General features: G+C 72.7%; 16 protein-coding genes. 8 read left to right on the plus strand and 8 right to left on the minus strand.

Features of this window, described 5'->3' with window-relative positions:
- Positions 1 to 20: 20 nt before the first annotated feature.
- Positions 21 to 569, minus strand: a complete 549-nt coding sequence (locus R7226_RS13875) for a hypothetical protein (RefSeq protein WP_318597766.1) — start codon at positions 567 to 569, stop codon at positions 21 to 23.
- A 463-nt stretch (positions 570 to 1032) separates the two neighbouring features.
- Here R7226_RS13875 and R7226_RS13880 point away from each other — a divergent pair, with 463 nt between their 5' ends.
- From R7226_RS13880 to R7226_RS13915, 8 genes are all read left to right on the plus strand, one after another.
- Complete coding sequence (locus R7226_RS13880) at positions 1033 to 2700, plus strand: kelch repeat-containing protein (protein WP_318597767.1); 1668 nt, start codon at positions 1033 to 1035, stop codon at positions 2698 to 2700.
- Between the two features lie 82 nt (positions 2701 to 2782).
- Complete coding sequence (locus R7226_RS13885; RefSeq protein ID WP_318597768.1) at positions 2783 to 3430, plus strand: ABC transporter ATP-binding protein; 648 nt, start codon at positions 2783 to 2785, stop codon at positions 3428 to 3430.
- Positions 3431 to 3504: 74 nt separating this feature from the next.
- Positions 3505 to 4137: a hypothetical protein gene (locus R7226_RS13890; protein ID WP_318597769.1), complete on the plus strand. Its 633-nt coding sequence runs from the start codon at positions 3505 to 3507 to the stop codon at positions 4135 to 4137.
- Positions 4134 to 5213: a sensor histidine kinase gene (locus R7226_RS13895; RefSeq protein ID WP_318597770.1), complete on the plus strand. Its 1080-nt coding sequence runs from the start codon at positions 4134 to 4136 to the stop codon at positions 5211 to 5213. Before R7226_RS13890 ends, R7226_RS13895 begins: the two co-directional genes overlap by 4 nt.
- Positions 5210 to 5872, plus strand: coding sequence for a response regulator transcription factor (locus R7226_RS13900; protein WP_318597771.1), 663 nt, complete (start codon positions 5210 to 5212; stop codon positions 5870 to 5872). The genes R7226_RS13895 and R7226_RS13900 overlap by 4 nt, the downstream gene beginning before the upstream one ends.
- A gap of 60 nt (positions 5873 to 5932) precedes the next feature.
- Positions 5933 to 6889 carry an ABC transporter ATP-binding protein gene (locus R7226_RS13905; RefSeq protein ID WP_318597772.1) on the plus strand — a complete coding sequence of 319 codons (957 nt, stop codon included), beginning with the start codon at positions 5933 to 5935 and terminating at the stop codon, positions 6887 to 6889.
- Positions 6886 to 7680: an ABC transporter permease gene (locus R7226_RS13910; protein ID WP_318597773.1), complete on the plus strand. Its 795-nt coding sequence runs from the start codon at positions 6886 to 6888 to the stop codon at positions 7678 to 7680. Before R7226_RS13905 ends, R7226_RS13910 begins: the two co-directional genes overlap by 4 nt.
- A 9-nt stretch (positions 7681 to 7689) precedes the next feature.
- The gene (locus tag R7226_RS13915; RefSeq protein ID WP_318597774.1) at positions 7690 to 8463 is read left to right on the plus strand and encodes a MerR family transcriptional regulator; all 774 of its coding nucleotides are present in this window, start codon (positions 7690 to 7692) and stop codon (positions 8461 to 8463) included.
- Between the two features lie 168 nt (positions 8464 to 8631).
- On the opposite strand, the gene R7226_RS13920 is transcribed toward R7226_RS13915, so the two are convergent.
- From R7226_RS13920 to R7226_RS13950, 7 genes are read right to left on the minus strand one after another with little or no spacing between them, the layout of a single operon-like run.
- Positions 8632 to 9684, minus strand: a complete 1053-nt coding sequence (locus R7226_RS13920) for a LacI family DNA-binding transcriptional regulator (RefSeq protein ID WP_318597775.1) — start codon at positions 9682 to 9684, stop codon at positions 8632 to 8634.
- Positions 9685 to 9733: 49 nt separating this feature from the next.
- Positions 9734 to 10684 carry an alpha/beta hydrolase gene (locus R7226_RS13925; RefSeq protein WP_318597776.1) on the minus strand — a complete coding sequence of 317 codons (951 nt, stop codon included), beginning with the start codon at positions 10682 to 10684 and terminating at the stop codon, positions 9734 to 9736.
- On the minus strand, positions 10681 to 11838 hold the full coding sequence (locus tag R7226_RS13930; protein ID WP_318597777.1) for a serine hydrolase domain-containing protein: 1158 nt from the start codon (positions 11836 to 11838) through the stop codon (positions 10681 to 10683). The genes R7226_RS13925 and R7226_RS13930 overlap by 4 nt, the downstream gene beginning before the upstream one ends.
- Positions 11839 to 11866: 28 nt before the next feature.
- Entirely contained in the window at positions 11867 to 12931 is a 1065-nt protein-coding gene (locus R7226_RS13935) for an ABC transporter ATP-binding protein (RefSeq protein WP_318597778.1), read from the minus strand.
- Positions 12928 to 14871: a dipeptide/oligopeptide/nickel ABC transporter permease/ATP-binding protein gene (locus R7226_RS13940; protein ID WP_318597779.1), complete on the minus strand. Its 1944-nt coding sequence runs from the start codon at positions 14869 to 14871 to the stop codon at positions 12928 to 12930. The genes R7226_RS13935 and R7226_RS13940 overlap by 4 nt, the downstream gene beginning before the upstream one ends.
- Positions 14868 to 15809 carry an ABC transporter permease gene (locus R7226_RS13945; protein ID WP_318597780.1) on the minus strand — a complete coding sequence of 314 codons (942 nt, stop codon included), beginning with the start codon at positions 15807 to 15809 and terminating at the stop codon, positions 14868 to 14870. Before R7226_RS13945 ends, R7226_RS13940 begins: the two co-directional genes overlap by 4 nt.
- A 37-nt stretch (positions 15810 to 15846) precedes the next feature.
- Entirely contained in the window at positions 15847 to 17529 is a 1683-nt protein-coding gene (locus R7226_RS13950; RefSeq protein ID WP_318597781.1) for a glycoside hydrolase family 13 protein, read from the minus strand.
- Between the last annotated feature and the right edge of the window lie 2 nt (positions 17530 to 17531).

Consider the following 17531-nt stretch of genomic DNA (forward strand, 5'->3'; position numbering starts at 1 on the left):
CGGCACGACGACGGCGGTGTTCAGGACGCGAGCTGGCCGGCGCGCGGAACGCTCGTCCGCAGCGCCGTGGCGGCCAGGTAGGCCCACAGCAGCGCGGGCACGATCCCGCCGCCGAGCTGGGCGAGGCCGACGCCGGCGATCACCGTCAGCGGCAGTCCGGCGGCCGCCCAGCGCGGCAGCGTGCGACCGCGCCAGGCGACGACGGCCATCCACGTGAGGCCGGCGAGCCAGCCGAGGTTGCCGGGAACCGCGACGACGCCGAACCAGCTCGGGCTGCTGCCGGTGACGAGGGTCGCCAGAACGCCGACGAGCACCAGCGGCGGTCCGCCGCAGGCGAGCCGCGTGGCCCACGCCGGGGCCGCCGTCGCGGCGCCGAGCGCCGGCGCGGCCAGCGCCGAGCCGGCGAGCGCGACCGCGAAGGCGAGCAGGTTGACGTACTCGACGGTGGTCGACGGATCGTCGTCGAAGGTCCCGTGCGTGATGTGGATGCCGCAGAGCGTCGCGAATGCCGCGGCCGCGACGAGCGCGGCCGCGGCCCCGAGCCGGACGGCGATGGGAGCGGTGTGCATGCGCCGCACTATCGACGCCGCCGGCGACGCCCGTCGTCGGTCGAACGTCGCGACGCGCGCTACCTTCGGAGCGTCGACGGCAGCCGCACGGCCCGCGCCGCTCAGCGTGCCAGCACGCGCAGGTAGCGGTGCGCGGGGCGACCGAGCGATCTCGCGCCTGTGTACGGCCGTGCCGTCGTCATGAGCAGTGACTACTCATCTCTGTCGAGCGCCTCGACGTCCGACCGCGGTGCGATCCTGGCGCGCCGGCATCCAGATTTCCCGCCCGCCGCCGACCACTCGGGGCACGTCGCCCGTTCACCGACCAGGACCGCCCATGCCCAAGCCCGCCAGGACGTTGCCGTCGCTCGTGCTCACCCTGCTCCTCTGCGTCGCGCTCGCGCCCGCCGCAGCGGCTGCGGGGCCCGCGCCAACCGGATGGACGAGAGCTGAACCGCTCCAGGGGCATCTCCAGTCGGTCGCGGTGACCTTGCCCGACGGCGACGCGCTCGTGCTGGAAGGGAGCAGCGACCTCGGTGCGCCCCCGACGGTCGACCCGGGCGTCGCGCGGTACGACGTCGAGACCGGGACGTGGAGCGACCGGAGCCCGATCCCGCACCCGAGCAACGGCGGCGGCCTCGCGGCGGTGACGCTCCCGGACGGGCGCGTGCTCGTCGTGGGCGGGATCGTGAGCGGGCAGGACGTCACCCTGGTGCAGCTCTACGCTCCCGCCACCGACAGCTGGGAGCAGGGAACGCCGCTCGCGCTGCACCGCTGGAACCACACCGCGACCCCGCTCGACGACGGAACGGTGCTGGTCGCGGGCGGGTACGAGACGGGCATGGGGGGAGGGCCGTTCGGCCCGACGGCGACCGCCGCGCGCTACGACCCGGTGGCGGACAGCTGGACGCCGGTCGACCCGCTGCCGGTCGCGACGTACCTCGCGACCGCGGCGAAGCTGCCCGACGGCGACGTCGTCGTGAGCGGTGGTTACGAGAGTGACAGGGTGTTCCGGTTCGACGCGGGGACAGGGACCTGGACGACGCTTCAGCCGCTTCCGCAGGTGCGGTATCGGCATACCGCGATCCCAACGCCCGACGGCTCGCTGCTGCTGGCCGGAGGCACCGTCGGCGAGTTCTGGAACCCGACAGACGGTGGCGTCGACCGTTACGACCCGCTCGACGGCAGCGTGCAGTCGTTGCTCGCGGGAGCGACGTTCCCGATCGCGGACGCCGCCGCGCTTTCCGGCGGCCTCGTGCTGCTGCTGGGGCGAGGATCGCCGAGCATTCCGGGCCCACGGCGGTCGGTCGTCCTCGACCCGGCGACGGGTGCGGTGATCGACACCGGCAACCCGCCCTCGCAGCAGGACAACGGGCAGCTCGTCCCGCTGGGCGACGGGTCGATTCTGTCGATCGGCGACTTGAGCCAGTCCGGCGGGAGCGATCGCTTCTTCGCGCGCACGATCACGCGGACCGTGCCGGCCGACTTCGGCGAGCAGACGAGCGGTCGCCGGAGCGCGGTCGTGAGCGTCCCCGTGACGGCCGTCAGCCATCTCCTCGCGCCGCTCGGGTCCGCGACGATCGAGGGACTGAACGCGAGTGACTTCACGATCGTCACGGACGGCTGCGCCACGCTGCTGCTCAGCAGAGGCGAGAGCTGCTTCGTCGGCGTCCGTTTCACGCCGAGCGCGGAGGGCGAGCGGTCGGCGACGCTGTCCGTCGCGAACGTGCTGTCCGCAGGCGGTCGGATCGCCATCCCGCTGAGCGGCGTCGGGCTGCCGGTGCCCGTCGTGCCGCAGTCGCCGGGCGGTGGGGGACAGCAGCCGCCGCAGCCGCAGCCGCCGGCGGGCGGTGGCGGTGGCGGAACGCCCGCGCCGTCACAGAGACCACCCGCGAGAGCAGCCGCCAGAAGCAGAGCCCCGACGACGCTCCGCATCCGTTGCAGCGCCCGCCGCGGCCGGCAGGTCGTCTGCACGGGCCTGCCCAGAACGCTGCCCGGCGGGGGCGTGCGCCTGTCGCGGGCCGGCATCGTCCACGCGACCGGCACGCTGAAGCGCGGCCGCCTGACGCTGACAGTCCGCAGACGCCTCTTCGACCGCCGCTACACGCTCGTGATCGGCCACCGCAGACCGCTCAAGCTCGTGATCGACTAGGCCGGAGGCTAGACGCTGGTCGGAGACCAAGTTCAGACTGCGAGCCGATGTGCGAGAGGTCGGCGGTGTCGATCCTTGGCGCATGAACTCGATCACTGTCGAAGGTCTGACGAAGCGCCATGGCCGCGTCGTCGCTGTCAACGACCTGTCCTTCAGCGTGCGCCGCGGCGCCGTCACCGGGTTCCTCGGCCCGAACGGCGCGGGCAAGACGACCGCGCTGGGCGCCATCGCGGGCCTCGCGCGGCCCACGAGGGGCCGCGCGGTCGTGCACGGCACGCTCGGCGTCCACATCGAGGCCTGCGGCGCCCATCCCGGCCGCACGGCGCGCGCGCATCTGCGCTCGCTGGCCGCGCTGGCGGGCCTCCCGCGCCGCCGCGTCGAGGAGGTGCTGGAGCTGGTGGACCTCGAAGAGGCCGCTGGCCGCCGCGCCGGGAGATTCTCGCTCGGCATGCGCCAGCGGCTGGGGCTCGCGTCGGCGCTGCTGGGCGATCCCGACGTGTTGATCCTCGACGAGCCGCTGAACGGGCTCGACCCGCGCGGGATCCGCTGGGTGCGTGAGCTGCTGCGGGAGCGGGCCGCGGCCGGCGGGACCGTCCTGATCTCCAGTCACCTGCTGGCTGAGGCTGAGCAGACGGTCGACGACGTGCTCGTGCTCAACGGCGGCGAGTTGGTGCACAGCGGCCCGGCGGACGGCTCGCTCGAGGACCTCTTCTTCGAGGCGACGGCATGATCCGCGGCGAGCTGCTGAAGGTCCTGACCACACGCACGCTGCTCGGCTACACCGCGGCCGGTGTCGTGCTGGCGGTGCTCAACGTCGTCGCCGTGGCGGTCGCGTCGGGCGAGCTCGACTCGATCAGCGAGAAGCGCGAGGCGCTCACCGGGCTGCCGTTCCTGCTCGCGTTGTTCGGCGTCGTCGGAGTCGCGGGGGAGTTCCGCCACCGCACCGCGGCTCCCGCGGCACTGGCGGCAGGCAACGAGCGCGTGCGGCTGCTGCTCGCCCGCGCGGGCGTGTACGCCGCCACGGGTCTCGGGATCACCGCGGCGATGACGGCGGCGTCACTGGCGCTCGGGCTGCCGCTGCTCGCGGACCATCCCGGCCCGGACCTCGGTGTCGGCGACGTCGCGGCGGTCGCAAGCGCCAACCTGGGGGCGGGGCTGCTGTTTGTGATCATGGGGGTGGCGCTCGGCGCGCTGGTGCGCAACCAGGTCGCCGGCGTCGTCGCCTTGCTGATGCTGAACTTCGTGTTGAACCCCCTGCTCTCCAAGGCCGACGAGGCGGTCGGCAACCTGACTCCGTTCGGCGCCGCGCAAGTGCTGACAGGGATGACGCACGACACCACGCTGTCGATCGGCGCGGCCGCGCTGGTCCTCGCGGCGTGGACGGCGCCGCTCCTCGTCGTCGCGATCGCGAGCGACCGGCGGCGGGACCTGGCGTGAGGGCGCGGGCGCTCGATCTCGCCGGCGGGGTCGGCGCGAAGATCGCAGCAGCGGGACCCGGGGCGAGGGCGCACGCGCTCGATCTCGCCGTCGCGGTCCTCGCGACGATCACTGAGCTCAGCCTGCTCTACGACGACGCGAGCGAGCCGTCCCTCCGCGGCATCTCCCTCACCGTGCTGGCGGGCGCCGCGCTGCTCGCACGCCGTCGCGCCCCACTGGCGGTGCTGGCCTTCACGCTCGCGTGCGGGGTGACGCTGGCCGCGCTCGGGGACAGCCCGGGCGGCGCGCCCGTGCTGGTCGCCCTGTTCACGGTCGCGGACACCTGCGATCGGCGCGTCGCGTTCGCCGCTGTCGTCCCCACGGCCGTGATCCTGGAGGTCGCATCGATCAACTCGCCGCCCGTCTCGGTCATCGCCTGTCTCCTCGGCGCCTACTGGCAGGCGCGCCGTCGCTCGGCCGAGGAGCAGGCTCGGAACGTCATCCACGAGGAGCGGGCGGCGATTGCCCGCGAGCTGCATGACATCGTCGCGCACTCGGTCAGCGTGATGCTCGTCGGCGTGCGCGGCGCGCGCGACGTGCTGCGCAGCGATCCCGACGTTGCCGACCACACGCTGGCGCGGGTCGAGGCGAGCGGGGAGGAGAGCCTCGCGGAGCTGCGGCGCATCCTCGCCCTGCTGCGCGAGCCCGAGCGGGTCGCGGACCTGCGCCCGCAGCCGTCGCTGGCTGATCTGCGCGCGCTCGTCGACGACTACCGCGCCGCTGGGCTTCCGGTGGAGCTGCGCGTCACGGGCGAGCAGCGGCCGTTGCCCGGCGGCGTCGAGCTGTCCGTCTACCGGATCGTGCAGGAGGCGCTGACGAACGCGCTCAGGCACGCGCACGCCACATCGGTCACCGTCGCGCTCAGATACGGCGAGCGCCTCGACGTCGAGGTCATCGACGACGGCGCCGCGGGCACGACGGGGACAGGTCACGGCCTGACGGGCATGCGCGAGCGCGTCGCCCTGCTCGGCGGTGAGCTGGAGGCCGGGCACGCCACCGGCGGCGGCTTTCGCGTGGCTGCGAGACTGCCGCTGTGAACATCCGCATCCTGATCGCCGACGACCAGGACCTGATCCGCACCGGCCTCCGGCTCTTCCTGCAGACGCAGGACGGCATCGAGGTCGTCGGCGAGGCCGCCGACGGCGTCGAGGCGATCGAGCAAGCGCGCGCGCTCCAGCCCGACGTGGTGCTGCTGGACATCCGCATGCCGCGCATGGACGGCGTCGAGGCAGCGGCGCGGCTCACGCAGCTCGATCCCGCGCCGCGCGTGCTCGTGCTCACCACGTTCGACCTCGACGAGTACGTCTTCGGCGCGCTCCGCGCCGGCGCCGCCGGCTTCCTGCTCAAGGACGCGCGGCGCGAGAAGCTGATCGAGGCGATCCGTGTCGTTCACACCGGCGACGCGCTGCTGTCACCGTCCGTCACCCGCCGGCTCGTGGCGGAGTTCGCCGCGGGCGCCGGCCCGGTCGGGCCGCCGCCGGCCGTCCTCGACGAGCTGACGCCGCGCGAGCGCGAGGTGCTGGCGCTCGTCGCGCGCGGCCTGTCGAACCGCGAGATCGGCGAGCGGCTCGTGATCACCGACGCGACCGTCAAGAGCCACTTCGGTCAGATCCTGTTCAAGCTCGGGCTGCGCGACCGCGTTCAGGCGGTTGTGTTCGCATACGAGCACGGCATCGTGACCGCCGGATCGGCGTAGCGGCAGCGCAGCAGAATTCGCCTTGACCTTGACGCTGCGTCAGGGTCGTAGCATCGCTGCATGAGCTATCGGAACAACGCGATCGAGGTCGTCGGGCTGCGGAAGTCGTACGGCGATCACGAGGTGATCTCGGGCGTTGACCTCACCGTGGGGGAGGGATCGGTGTACGCCCTCTTGGGCCCCAACGGCGCCGGCAAGACGACGATCGTCAACATCCTCGCGACCCTTCTGACGGCCGACGATGGCGACATCCGCGTCGCCGGCCACGACGTGCGTCGGGCGCCGGACCGGGTGCGCGCGTCGATCGGCGTCACCGGGCAGTTCTCGGCGATCGACGAGCGGCTCACGGGCCGCGAGAACCTGCGGCTGATGGCCGACCTGGCCCATCTGGAGCGGGCGACCGTCGCCGGCACCGTGAGCGAGATGCTGGAGCGCTTCGACCTCGTCGGCGCCGCCGACCGGTCGGCGCAGACCTACTCCGGTGGCATGAAGCGGCGGTTGGACCTGGCGATGACGCTCATCGCGAGACCTCGGCTGATCTTCCTCGACGAGCCGACCACCGGCCTCGACCCGCGCAGCCGGCGCGAGCTGTGGGCGATCGTGCGGGAGCAGGTCGCCGACGGCGTGACGGTGCTGCTGACGACGCAGTATCTCGACGAGGCCGATCACCTCGCCGACCGCATCGGCGTCCTGGACGGCGGTCGGCTGGTCGCCGAGGGCACCGCCGCAGAGCTGAAGCGGCGGGTGCCCGGCGGCCAGGTGTCGGTGCAGTTCACCGATGCCGCAACGCTGGCCGCGGCCGCTGCGTCGTATGCCGACGCCACCGCGGACGCCGAGGCGCTCATCCTGCAGCTGCCCAACGACGGCACCGTCGCGGGGCTGCGTCGGGTGCTCGACGGACTCGACGACGACGGCGTCGTCGGCGTGACCGTCGAGAACGCCGATCTCGACGACGTCTTCCTCGCGCTCACCGGCCACGCGACCGAGGCGCCCGCAACGGAGGAGATCTCCGCATGAGCACCACCTACACCGTCCGTGACTCGGCGACGATGCTGCGCCGCAACCTGCTGCACATCCGCCGCTATCCCTCGCTGTCGATCATGCTCGTCGCGCAGCCGATCTTGTTCCTGCTGCTCTTCGTCTACGTCTTCGGCGGAACGATGGGCGCCGGTCTGCCGGGTCAGTCAGGCGTCGGCGACCGCAGCGACTACCTGGTCTTCATCACGCCGGGCATCCTGATCATGACCGTCGCCAGCGTGGCGCTCGGAACCGCGATCGCGACCGCGACCGACATGACCACCGGGATCATCGCCCGCTTCCGCACGATGAACATCGCGCGGGTGTCGGTTCTCACTGGCCATGTGCTGGGCGCGGTGATCAAGACCGCCTTCTCCTTGGTGATCGTGACGGCGTTCGCGTTCCTGCTCGGGTTCCGCTCCGACGCCGGCCTGCTGGGGTGGCTCGGCGCGGGCGCGCTGCTGGTGCTGCTGGCGTTCGCGCTCACCTGGCTCACCGTCGGCATGGGCCTGGCGGCCGACAGCGTGGAGACCGCCAGCAACACCCCGATGTTCCTGATGATCCTGCCGTTCATCAGCAGCGGCTTCGTGCCGACGGACGCGATGCCGTGGGGCCTGCGGCAGTTCGCCGAGTACCAGCCGTTCACGCCGATCATCAACACCGTGCGGGCCTTGATCACCGGAGCGCCGACAGACTCCGACCTGTGGCTCGCGATCGGCTGGTGCGTGCTGATATCCCTGCTCGGCTACCTGTGGTCGCGGCGGCTGTTCCTCCGCGTGCCCGCGAAATAGGAGAATCCCGTGCTCACGATCGGCCAGTTGGCGTCGTACGCCGGCGTCACGGTGCGCGCGGTCCGCTTCTACCACCAGAAGGGCCTGCTGCCCGAACCGGGGCGCGACGCCTCCGGCTACCGGCGATACGACGCTGTAGCGGTCGTCGAGCTGATCCGCATCCGCACGCTCGCCGAGGCCGGCGTGCCGCTGTCGCGCGTGCGCGAGCTGCTCGCGGCCGATCCGGACGAGTTCGCCGCGGCCGTCGAGGAGATCGACCACCGCCTGCAGGCCGAGATCCGGGAGCGGCAGCGGCACCGCAAGCGGATCGCGCAGCTTGCGGCCGGTGACAGCCTCGCGCTGCCCCCGGAGGCCGTCGCCTACCTCGAGCGGATGCGCCAGCTCGGCTTTCCGGAGCGGATGGTCGACGCCGAGCGCGACGCGTGGATCCTCGTCGCGGCCCGGCTGCCCGCGAGCATGCCGATGTACATGACCTCGAAGCGGGCGCAGCTGGAGGACCCGACGCTCCTCGAGCTCTACCGTGACATCGGCACGGCGGCGTTCGAGTGGGAGCGCGACGATCCCCGGCTGCCCGCGCTGGCCGACCGGCTGGTCGCGTCGATCGAAGCGCTCTACGAAGAGGAGCTGGAGGCATACGGCGCGGACCCGATGACCGACGAGCTCGTCGAGCTGCTCGACGCGACCTTCCTCCAAGCCACGCCGATCGCGGCGCGCCTGCTCGAGCTGCTCGAGGAGCGCGGTTGGCGCGGCTGGACGAAGCTCGAGCGGACCGGTCCGAGATAGCGCCGTCGGCTTGGCTCCGGGTCGTTGCTCGCCGCATCTTCTCCTAGTAGTTCACATAAGATCGATTATCGGGCGTAGGAGAGGTGAGGGCGGGAGCGAGGACGCGCGACCGCCGCGCGCGGAGCGCCGCACCACCGGCCACGGGTCGTCTGGTCTGGGTCCCTCAGCTCACGCGCCCGGGCGCGCCGTCGTCGCGCGCACCACGAGGCTCATCGCGCAGCGCTCGACCGGCGGCTCCGCGCGGTCGTCGGTGATCAGCGTGATCGCCAGCGACGCGGCCTTGAAGCCCATCTCGAACATCGGCTGCCGCACGGTGCTCAGCGGCGGCGCGAGGTGCGGCGCGAACGTGTCGTCGAAGCCGACGAGCGACATCCGGTCGGGCACCCGCACGCCGCGCGCGTAGAGCGTCTGGAGCGCGCCGGCGGCGAGCAGGTCGGAGGCGGCGAAGACCGCGGTCAGGTCGGGCGCCTGCGCCAGCAGACGGTCCATGTAGGCGGCGCCGGTCTCGAGGCCGCCCCAGCCGCCCTGCTCGCGCGGGTAGTCGCCGCGCACGACGCATGCCTCGTCGAACGGCTCGCCGGCCTCCCGCAGCGCGTCGCGGTAGGCATCGAAGCGACGCCGCGCGATGTCGGTCGCCTCGTGCCGCGCCTGCGCTTCGGGGAACGGCTCGCCGATGTAGCCGATCCGGCGGTGTCCCAGCTCGAGCAGGTGCTTCATCGCCTCCTGAGCGCCGTCGTAGTTGTCGACGACGACCGATGCCGCCGCCGGGCACAGCCGGCGCTCGATCTCCACCGCTGCGACGCCGGCGTCGACGACGCGCTGCACGTTGTCACCGCTGACCGCCGTTGTGAAGACGATTCCGTCGACGCGCCGGCTCAGCAGCGTCTCGACGCACTCGTACTCGCGCTCGGCGTCGCCGCGCGCGTTGAACAGCAGGACGCTGAAGCCCTGCTCGGCGGCGGCGTGCTCGGCGCCGACGACGACCTCGGTGACGAACGGGTTGGAGAGCGCGCCGTGGAGGATCAGCCCGATCGTGATCGTGCGCCGCTTGCGCAGCTCGCGCGCGACGGCGTTGATGCGGTAGCCGCTCTCGCGCAGCGCATCCTCGACGCGCTCGCGCGCCGCCGCCGACACGTATCCGTTGTCGTGCAGCACGCGCGAGACGGTCGCCGTCGAGACGCCCGCCTTCGCCGCCACGTCCTTGATCCGGACCCCGTTCATTGGACGACCAGTCTAGAGCGGGGCGCGCCCCACCCCCAAGCGTCGAGGCCTAGTCGGCGAACGCGAGCCGCAGCGCGGCGGCGGAGCGATCGACGAGATCGCGGGCGTCGGGCATCGCGCCGAGCAGGTTGGCGAAGCCGTGGACCTGACCGGGGTAGGGCCACAGCTCGACGGGCACGCCGGCGGCGTCGAGCCGGCGCGCGTAGCGCTCGCTCTCGGGCCGCAGCATGTCGTGCTCGGCGACGACCACGACCGCCGGCGCCACGCCCGTGAGCGACGCGGCGCGCATCGGCGCCGCGTCGGCCAGCAGCCGCTGCGCGGGATCGGGCACGTAGACGTCCCAGATGTACTCCAGGCTCGCCCGCGCCTGCCCGACGTAGTCGGCCTGCTCGCCCAGGAAGGCGGCGTAGCGGGTCACGAACTCCTCGCGATAGGGCGCGTCGAGGTCCGGGTCCAGCACGGGATAGACGAGCAGCTGCAGCGCCAGCTCCAGCTGCTCGTCACGCGCGCGCAGCGCGCAGGCCGCGGCGAGGTTGCCGCCCGCGCTGTCGCCGCCGACGGCGACGTGCTCGAAGCGATCGGCGCCCCAGCGGACTGCGCTCCAGGCGTCGTCGGTCGCGGCCGGGTAGCGATGCTCGGGCGCACGGCGATAGTCGACCGACAGCACGGCGCAGCCGGCGCGGTTCGCGATCGCGCGGGCCATCGTCTCGAAGCAGTCCGGGTCGCCGATCATCCACGAGCCGCCGTGCAGCCACACATACACCCCGCGCTCGGCCCCGGTCGGGCGGTACAGGCGCGCGGGCACGCCGCCCGCATCGATCTCCGCGACCGAGGCGATCGGCTCGGGATCGCCGCCGAAGCGCCCCGCCTCCTCGCGCATCTGCGCGCGCAGGTCGTCGATCTCGCGCTCCCACATTGGCGCCGCCGGACCCACCGCGTCGAGGTAGGCGCGCGCCTGCTCGGACGGCACCGGCGCCTGCGGCTCCGCGGAGGCGCTCATGCCGGCACCTTCGTGACGCACGCGTGCAGCGTCCCCAACAGCGCGAGGCCGCGCTCGTCGTCGGGGCTCTCGCGCATCAGGTTCATCGCGTAGGAGAAGCCCAGCCGCTGCTCGGGCCAGCGCCCGTGGCGCGAACCGCCCGAGCCGCCGTGGCCGTAGGCGCCGGCAGGCGGGCCGAGCGGGCGTCTCTCGGTCTGCAGCTGGAACGCGACGCCGAAGGTCGTCGGGCTGTCGAGCAGCGGATCCCAGCGGCTGCTCAGCGGCGTGACGGCCAGCTCCAGCGTCGCGGGCGACAGCAGCTCGCCGAGGCCGTCGTAGAGGCGGGCGATCGAGCGCGCCGTGCCGATCGCGTTGGAGCTCGGGACCTCCGCCTGGTGCCACGCCGGCTCGTTCCAGGGGAAGCTGGAACGGTCGTAGCGCAGCGGATTCTGGAAGACCGACCAGCGCAGCGGGTCGGCAGCGGCGTCGTCGACGCCCGTACCGGAGCCGAACGTCTCGGCGCTCCCCCAGTCCGCGGCCAGCTCGACGGTCGCCACGCGCGGCTCGAGCTCGGGCGGCAGCCCGATCCAGAGGTCGAGCGCGAGCGGCGCGGCGACCTCCTCGGCGAAGAAGCGGCCGACCGTGCGGCCGTCGACGCGTCGCACCAGCTCGCCGGCCAGCCAGCCGAACGTCATCGCGTGGTACGTGCGGATCGCGCGCGGGTCGTCGCTCTGGCGCTGCCCGGCCAGCAGCTCCGCCATCCGCTGCGCGTCGGTCGCCTCCTGCCATGTCACCGGCGTCTCGAGGCCGGGCAGCCGCGCGGTGTGGGAGACGATCTCGCGCACCGTCACACGCTGCTTGCCGGCGGCGCCGAACTCCGGCCAGTAGCGCACGACCGGCGCGTCCAGCTCCAGCGCCCCGCGCTCGATCAGCATCAGCAGGCACGTCGCGACCAGCCCCTTGGCCCCGGAGAAGAGGATCTGCGCCGTATCGGCTGTCCATGGCCGTCCGCTGGCACGGTCGGCGACGCCACCCCACAGGTCGACGACGATCTCGCCCTCCCGCGCGACCGCGAATGCCGCGCCCAGCTCGCCTCGCTGCGCGAAGTTGCGCGCGAACTCGTCGGCGACCGGCTCGTACCCCGGTGCGACGTGCCCCTCCACGGTTCCCTGCACCCTGCCCTCGTTTCCTCGTTGCACAGCTTCACGCATCGTGATCGGTCCCCCTGCCCACCGGCCCGGGCAGCGCGGGCTCGACCGCGTCGCCGCCCGGCGCGGCGACGACGCCCTCCCCCGCGAGCTCGTCGCGCCACTCGGGATACCGGTGGCAGGCGACCAGGCCGCCGTCGTGGACGGCCCGCGGGCGCGGCCGCTCGCTCCGGCAGCGCGCCTGCGCGTGCGGGCAGCGCGGAGCGAACGGGCATCCGCGGGACTCCGCGGCCGCATCCAGCGAGGTCTCGGCCTGCGCGGCACGCGCCTGGCGCCGGCTGCGCTGCAGGCGCGGGTCCGGGACGGGGGCCGCCTGCTGCAGCGCGTACGTGTAGGGATGCGACGGGTCCCTCGACACGCGAGCGCCCTCGCCCGACTCCATCACCTGGCCGCGGTACAGCACCACGATGCGGTCGCACAGGTGCCGCACGACCTCGAGGTCGTGCGAGATGAAGAGGTAGCTGAGGCCGCTGTCGCCCTGCAGCTCGCGCAGCAGATTGAGCACCTGCGCCTGGATCGAGAGGTCGAGCGCGCTGACCGCCTCGTCGCAGATCACGAGCCTCGGCTCCAGCATCAGCGCGCGCGCGATCGCGATCCGCTGCCGCTGGCCGCCGGAGAACTCGCGCGGATGCCGCGCCTGCGCCTCGGGCGGAAGGTCGACGCGCTCGAGCATCTCGCGGACCCGTGCGCGCAGCTGCGCGCGGTCGCGCAGGCCGAAGGCGCGCAGCGGCTCGGCGAGCGTCTGCCCGATCGTCCGCGACGGGTTGAGCGAGCTGTACGGGTCCTGGAAGACCATCTGCATGTCGCGGTAGAGCTCGCGGCGGGCGGCGAACGGCAGCTCGGTCACGTCGCGCCCGTCGAAGCGGATCGTCCCGGCGCTGACCGGCGTCAGCCCGAGTATCGCGCGACCGGCGGTCGACTTCCCCGACCCTGACTCGCCCACGAGGCCGACGGTCTCGCCGGCGCCGACGTCGAAGCTGACGTCGTCGAGCGCGCGGACCACGGCGCCCCGGCGCCGGTAGGCGACCGACAGGCCCTCGACTTCGAGCAGCGGCCTCATCGCCGACCGACCTCCTCCGCGACGGGGAAGACCTGCTCGACCCGCACGCAGCGCGAGACGCGGTCGGGCTCGACCGTCCGCACCGGCACCGGGGCGGCCTCGCACTCGGCGCGCGCGTAGCGGCAGCGCGGCGCGAAGCGGCAGCCGGCGGGCCAGTCGCCGGGCGCCGGAACGCGTCCGGCCATCGACGGCAGCGCACCGCGCGCGGTCGCCAGCGACGGGTGGGACTCCAGCAGCCCGAGCGTGTACGGATGCAGCGGCCGGTCGAACATCTCCTGGACCGCGCAGCGCTCGACGACCTGGCCGGCGTACATAACGACGGTGCGGTCGCAGATGTCGGCGACGACGCCCCAGTTGTGGGTGATCAGCACGATCGCCATCCCCGTCTCCTCCTGCAGCCGGCGCAGCAGCGCCAGAATCTCCGCTTGCACCGTCACGTCGAGCGCGGTCGTCGGCTCGTCGGCGATCAGCAGCCGCGGTCGGCCGGCGAGCGCGAGCGCGATCGCGATCCGCTGCGCCATGCCGCCTGACAGCTCGTGCGCGTGCGATCGCGCGATCCGCTCGGGCGCGGGGATCTCGACCAGCCTCAGCAGCTCCAGCGCGCGCTCCTTGGCGGCCGCGCGCGAGCAGTGCTCGTGGTTGCGGACGACCTCGACCAACTGGGAGCCGATCGTGAAAGTCGGGTCGAGGCTCGCCTGCGGCTCCTGGGAGACGTAGGCGAACGTCGAACCGCGCAGCGCGTCGAAGGCGCGGTCGCTGTATCTCCGCACGTCCTCCCCCTCCCACCCGATCTCGCCCTCGGCGACGCGCATGCCGCTCGGCAGCAGCCGCAGCAGCGCGAGCGCGCTGACGCTCTTGCCGCAGCCCGACTCGCCGACCAGCCCGAGCGTCTCGCCCGGCATCACGTCGAAGCTGACGCGGTCGACGATCGGCACGTCGACGCCGCCTCGCTCCAGCACGACGGAGAGGCCGCGGACGCGCAGCAGCGCGTCCGGCCGCTCGTCGGCCGCCGCCGCTTCGCCGATGCCGGCCGGCGCCGCGGCGACCGCGCGCCGCCGCCCCGGCGCTTCGGTCGCGACCGCCGCGTCGCGCACTGCGTCCCCCAGGAGGCCGAAGGCCATGATCGTCACCGCGATCAACACGCCCGCCGGGAACAGCAGCCAGACCTGCTGCTGCATCACGGTGGAGGCCTCGGCGACCATCCCGCCCCACGTCGGTGTCGTCGGGTCGGCCGTCAGGCCGAGGTACGCCAGCCCTGTCTCGAACAGGAGCGCGTAGGCCGCGAAGATCGATGCCTGCACGATCACCGGGCCGGTCACGCGCGGCAGGATGTGCCGCAGCACGATCCGCGCGTGCGACAGGCCGGAGACCCGCGCCGCCGTCACGTACAGCTCCTCGCGCAGCTTCAGCGTCGCGCCGCGCACCACGCGCAGCACGGCGGGCGCACCCAGCACGCCGAAGGTGACCATCGCGGCGTCCTCGTTGTGCGGCAGCACCGCGAGCACGACCAGCACGAGGATGATCGCCGGAATCGCCATCAGCAGCTCCGCCACGCGGCTCAGCAGACGGTCGCTGCGCCCGCCGAGGTACCCGCCCAGGAGTCCGAGCGGCACGCCGATCGCGAGCACCACGGCCAGCCCCTCGAGGACCGACAGCAGGCTGCGCTGCCCTCCGTGCAGCAGCCGGCTCAGGACGTCCCGCCCGAGCGTGTCGGTCCCCAGCAGGTGATCGCCCGTCGGGCCGCTGAGAACGGCGGCGAGATCCTGCTCCTTGGGATCGTAGGGAGCGATCAGCGGCGCCAGCACGCAGGCGAGCGTCAGCAGCGCGAGAAAGGCGATCGCGCCGATCGCGACGGGTCTGCGCAGCAGTCGCCGCGCGAACGATCCGCGCGCGCCGTTGCTGGCGCCGACGGCCGCGTCCGGGGTGGCGAGCGCGCTCATGCGACGCGGACCCGCGGATCGAGCCAGCCGTACACGATGTCGACGAGCAGGTTGACGAGCACCACGACGACGGTGAAGTAGACCGCGACCCCCTGGATCAGCGGCACGTCGTGCTGCGCCGTCGCCTGCACCGCGACGCCGCCGAGCCCCGGCATCGCGAAGACGGTCTCCACCAGCACGGTCCCGCTCAGCGCTCCCACGAAGATGATGCCCACGACCGTCACGATCGGGATCGCGGCGCTGCGCAGCGCGTGCTTGAAGACGATCGAGCGGCGCGAGACCCCGCACGCGCGCAGCGTGCGGATGAACGGCCGCTCGAGCGTGTCGCCCATCGCGTCCCGCGTCTGCTTGGCGACGACGGCGATGCCCGGCACCGCGAGCGTCACGACCGGCAGCACGATGCTCCGCAGCCACTCCAGCGGCGAGTCCTGCGGATCGACGTAGCCGGTCGCCGGAAAGAGCGGGACCGCGACCGCGAACCAGGCCACCAGCAGCAGCCCCAGGAAGAAGTTCGGGATCGCCAGCCCGACGAGCGAGACGGCGTCGACGACCTTGCCGCTCCGGCCGGGCCGCATCGCGGCCGCGATTCCGAAGGCGACGCCGATCAGCGCCGCCAGCAGCGTCGAGCCGATCACCAGCGAGAAGGTCACCGAGAGCCGGCTTCCGAGCAGCTCGGTGACCGGCTGCTGGCTGAACAGCGACATGCCGAGATCGCCCTGGACGGCGTTCTGGAGCCAGTCCCAGTAGCGCACGTGCAGCGGCTCGTCGAGGCCCAGCGTCTGTCGCAGCTGCTGGTACTGCGCCTCGCTGCCGCTCGATCCGGTCAGCGTCCGGGCGACGTCCCCAGGGATCAACGCCACCATCAGGAACGTGAACGTCGGCACCAGCACCAGCAGCGGAATCGACCACAGCAGGCGCCGTCCGATCAACCGCAGCATGCGTCACACCGCCCTTCCGGCGTGAGCCGCGGGGGCGTCATCGCTCCGCCTCCGACGTGAACACGGTCGCCTCGTAGGGTCCCAGCTCGAGCGTCTGCCCGAGGTGGACCGACCAGCCGATGTCGGGTCGCCGGGTGCTGACGCGGGGCGTCCAGCGACGCGTCGGCATCGGCGCGTCGAGTCTCACGCGCACGCGTCGATCGGTGAAGTTGAGCGCGACCAGCGCGCGGCTGCCGGGCGTCTCCCGCATGTAGACGAGCGCGGCTCGCGGCGCCTTCAGCAACGGTGTCCAGCTGCCCTCCAGCAGCGCCGGCGTCTGCGCGCGCAGCGCGCTGAGGCGACGGTAGAAGCTGAGGATCGAGCGGCCGTCGGACTGCTGGTGCGCGACGTTGCGCTCGCGGTAGTCGGGTCCGATCGGCAGCCACGGGCGCTGGGACGAGAAGCCCGCGAACGCGCTGTCGTCCCAGTGCATCGGCGTGCGAGCGGTGTCTCGCGTGCCGCCGTCGAAGGCGACGTCCCACGCCTCGTCGCGCGAGACGGGGACGTCCTGCATCCCGATCTCCTCGCCGTAGTAGATGTACGGCGTGCCGCGCAGCGTCAGCAGCAGCGCGGCGGCGACCTTGGCGCGAGCGTCCGCCGCGCCGCTGGCGAGATCGCGACCGTAGCGCCACGCGTGGCGCGGGTTGTCGTGGTTGGAGAGCACGTAGCACGGCCACGTCCCCTCGCGTGAGAGCAGCCGGTCCCAGCGCTCGATCGCGCGCTGGATCGCGCTCGGCTTCCACGGCTGCAGCAGAAAGTCGAAGTTGAACGCCATGTGCAGGCTGTCGCAGTAGCTGGCGGCCAGCTCGGGATGGCCGTCGAAGGTCTCGCCGACGGCCATCGTGTCCGGGAACTCGTCCAGCAGGGCGCGCAGCTCCTCGAGGAAGCCGTGCAGCTCCGGACGGTCCTTGTTGTAGAGGTGACGCTGCCGGCTCCACGCGCTGCGCCCGAGCCGGCGCGGGTTGTCCGGCAGGTCCGGATGCTTGAAGTAGGCGTTGAAGACGTCGAGGCGCACGCCGGAGATCCCGTGGCCGAGCCAGTGGCGCACGACGTCGAGACAGGCCGCGCGCACCTCCGGGTTGTGCCAGTTGAGGTCCGGCTGCTCGGGCAGGAACGTGTGCAGGTAGTGCTCGCCGGTCTCCTCGTCGAAGGTCCATGCCGGACCTCCGAAGAAGGAGCGCCAGTTGTTCGGCGGCTTGCGCCCGCGGACTGGTCTGCGCCAGACGTACCAGTCGCGCTTGGCGCTGGTGCGGCTCGCGCGCGACTCGAGGAACCACGGATGCAGGTCCGAGGTGTGGTTGAGGACGAAGTCGAGGATCACGTGGATGCCGCGGCTGCGGCACTCGCGCACCAGCGTCTCGAAGTCCTCCTGGGTGCCGAAGGCCGGGTCGATCACGCGGTGGTCGGCGACGTCGTAGCCGACGTCGCGCCCCGGCGACAGGTACATCGCGGAGAGCCAGATGCCCTTGACGCCGAGGGACCGCTCGGTTCCGTCGTTGAGGTGGTCGAGCTTCTCGACGATGCCTTGCAGGTCGCCGACGCCATCGCCGTTGGAGTCGGCGAAGCTGCGCGGATAGATGTGGTAGATCGGTCCGCTCTTCCACCACGGGACCGTCGGCCGCGGCGCCGGCGGCGTGGCCGCCGGCGCCTCTGCGGAGGTCTGCACCTTCAGCACGTCCATCT

Source organism: Conexibacter stalactiti (genome assembly GCF_033542075.1).
In the GTDB taxonomy this organism is placed as follows: Bacteria; Actinomycetota; Thermoleophilia; order Solirubrobacterales; family Solirubrobacteraceae; genus Conexibacter; species Conexibacter stalactiti.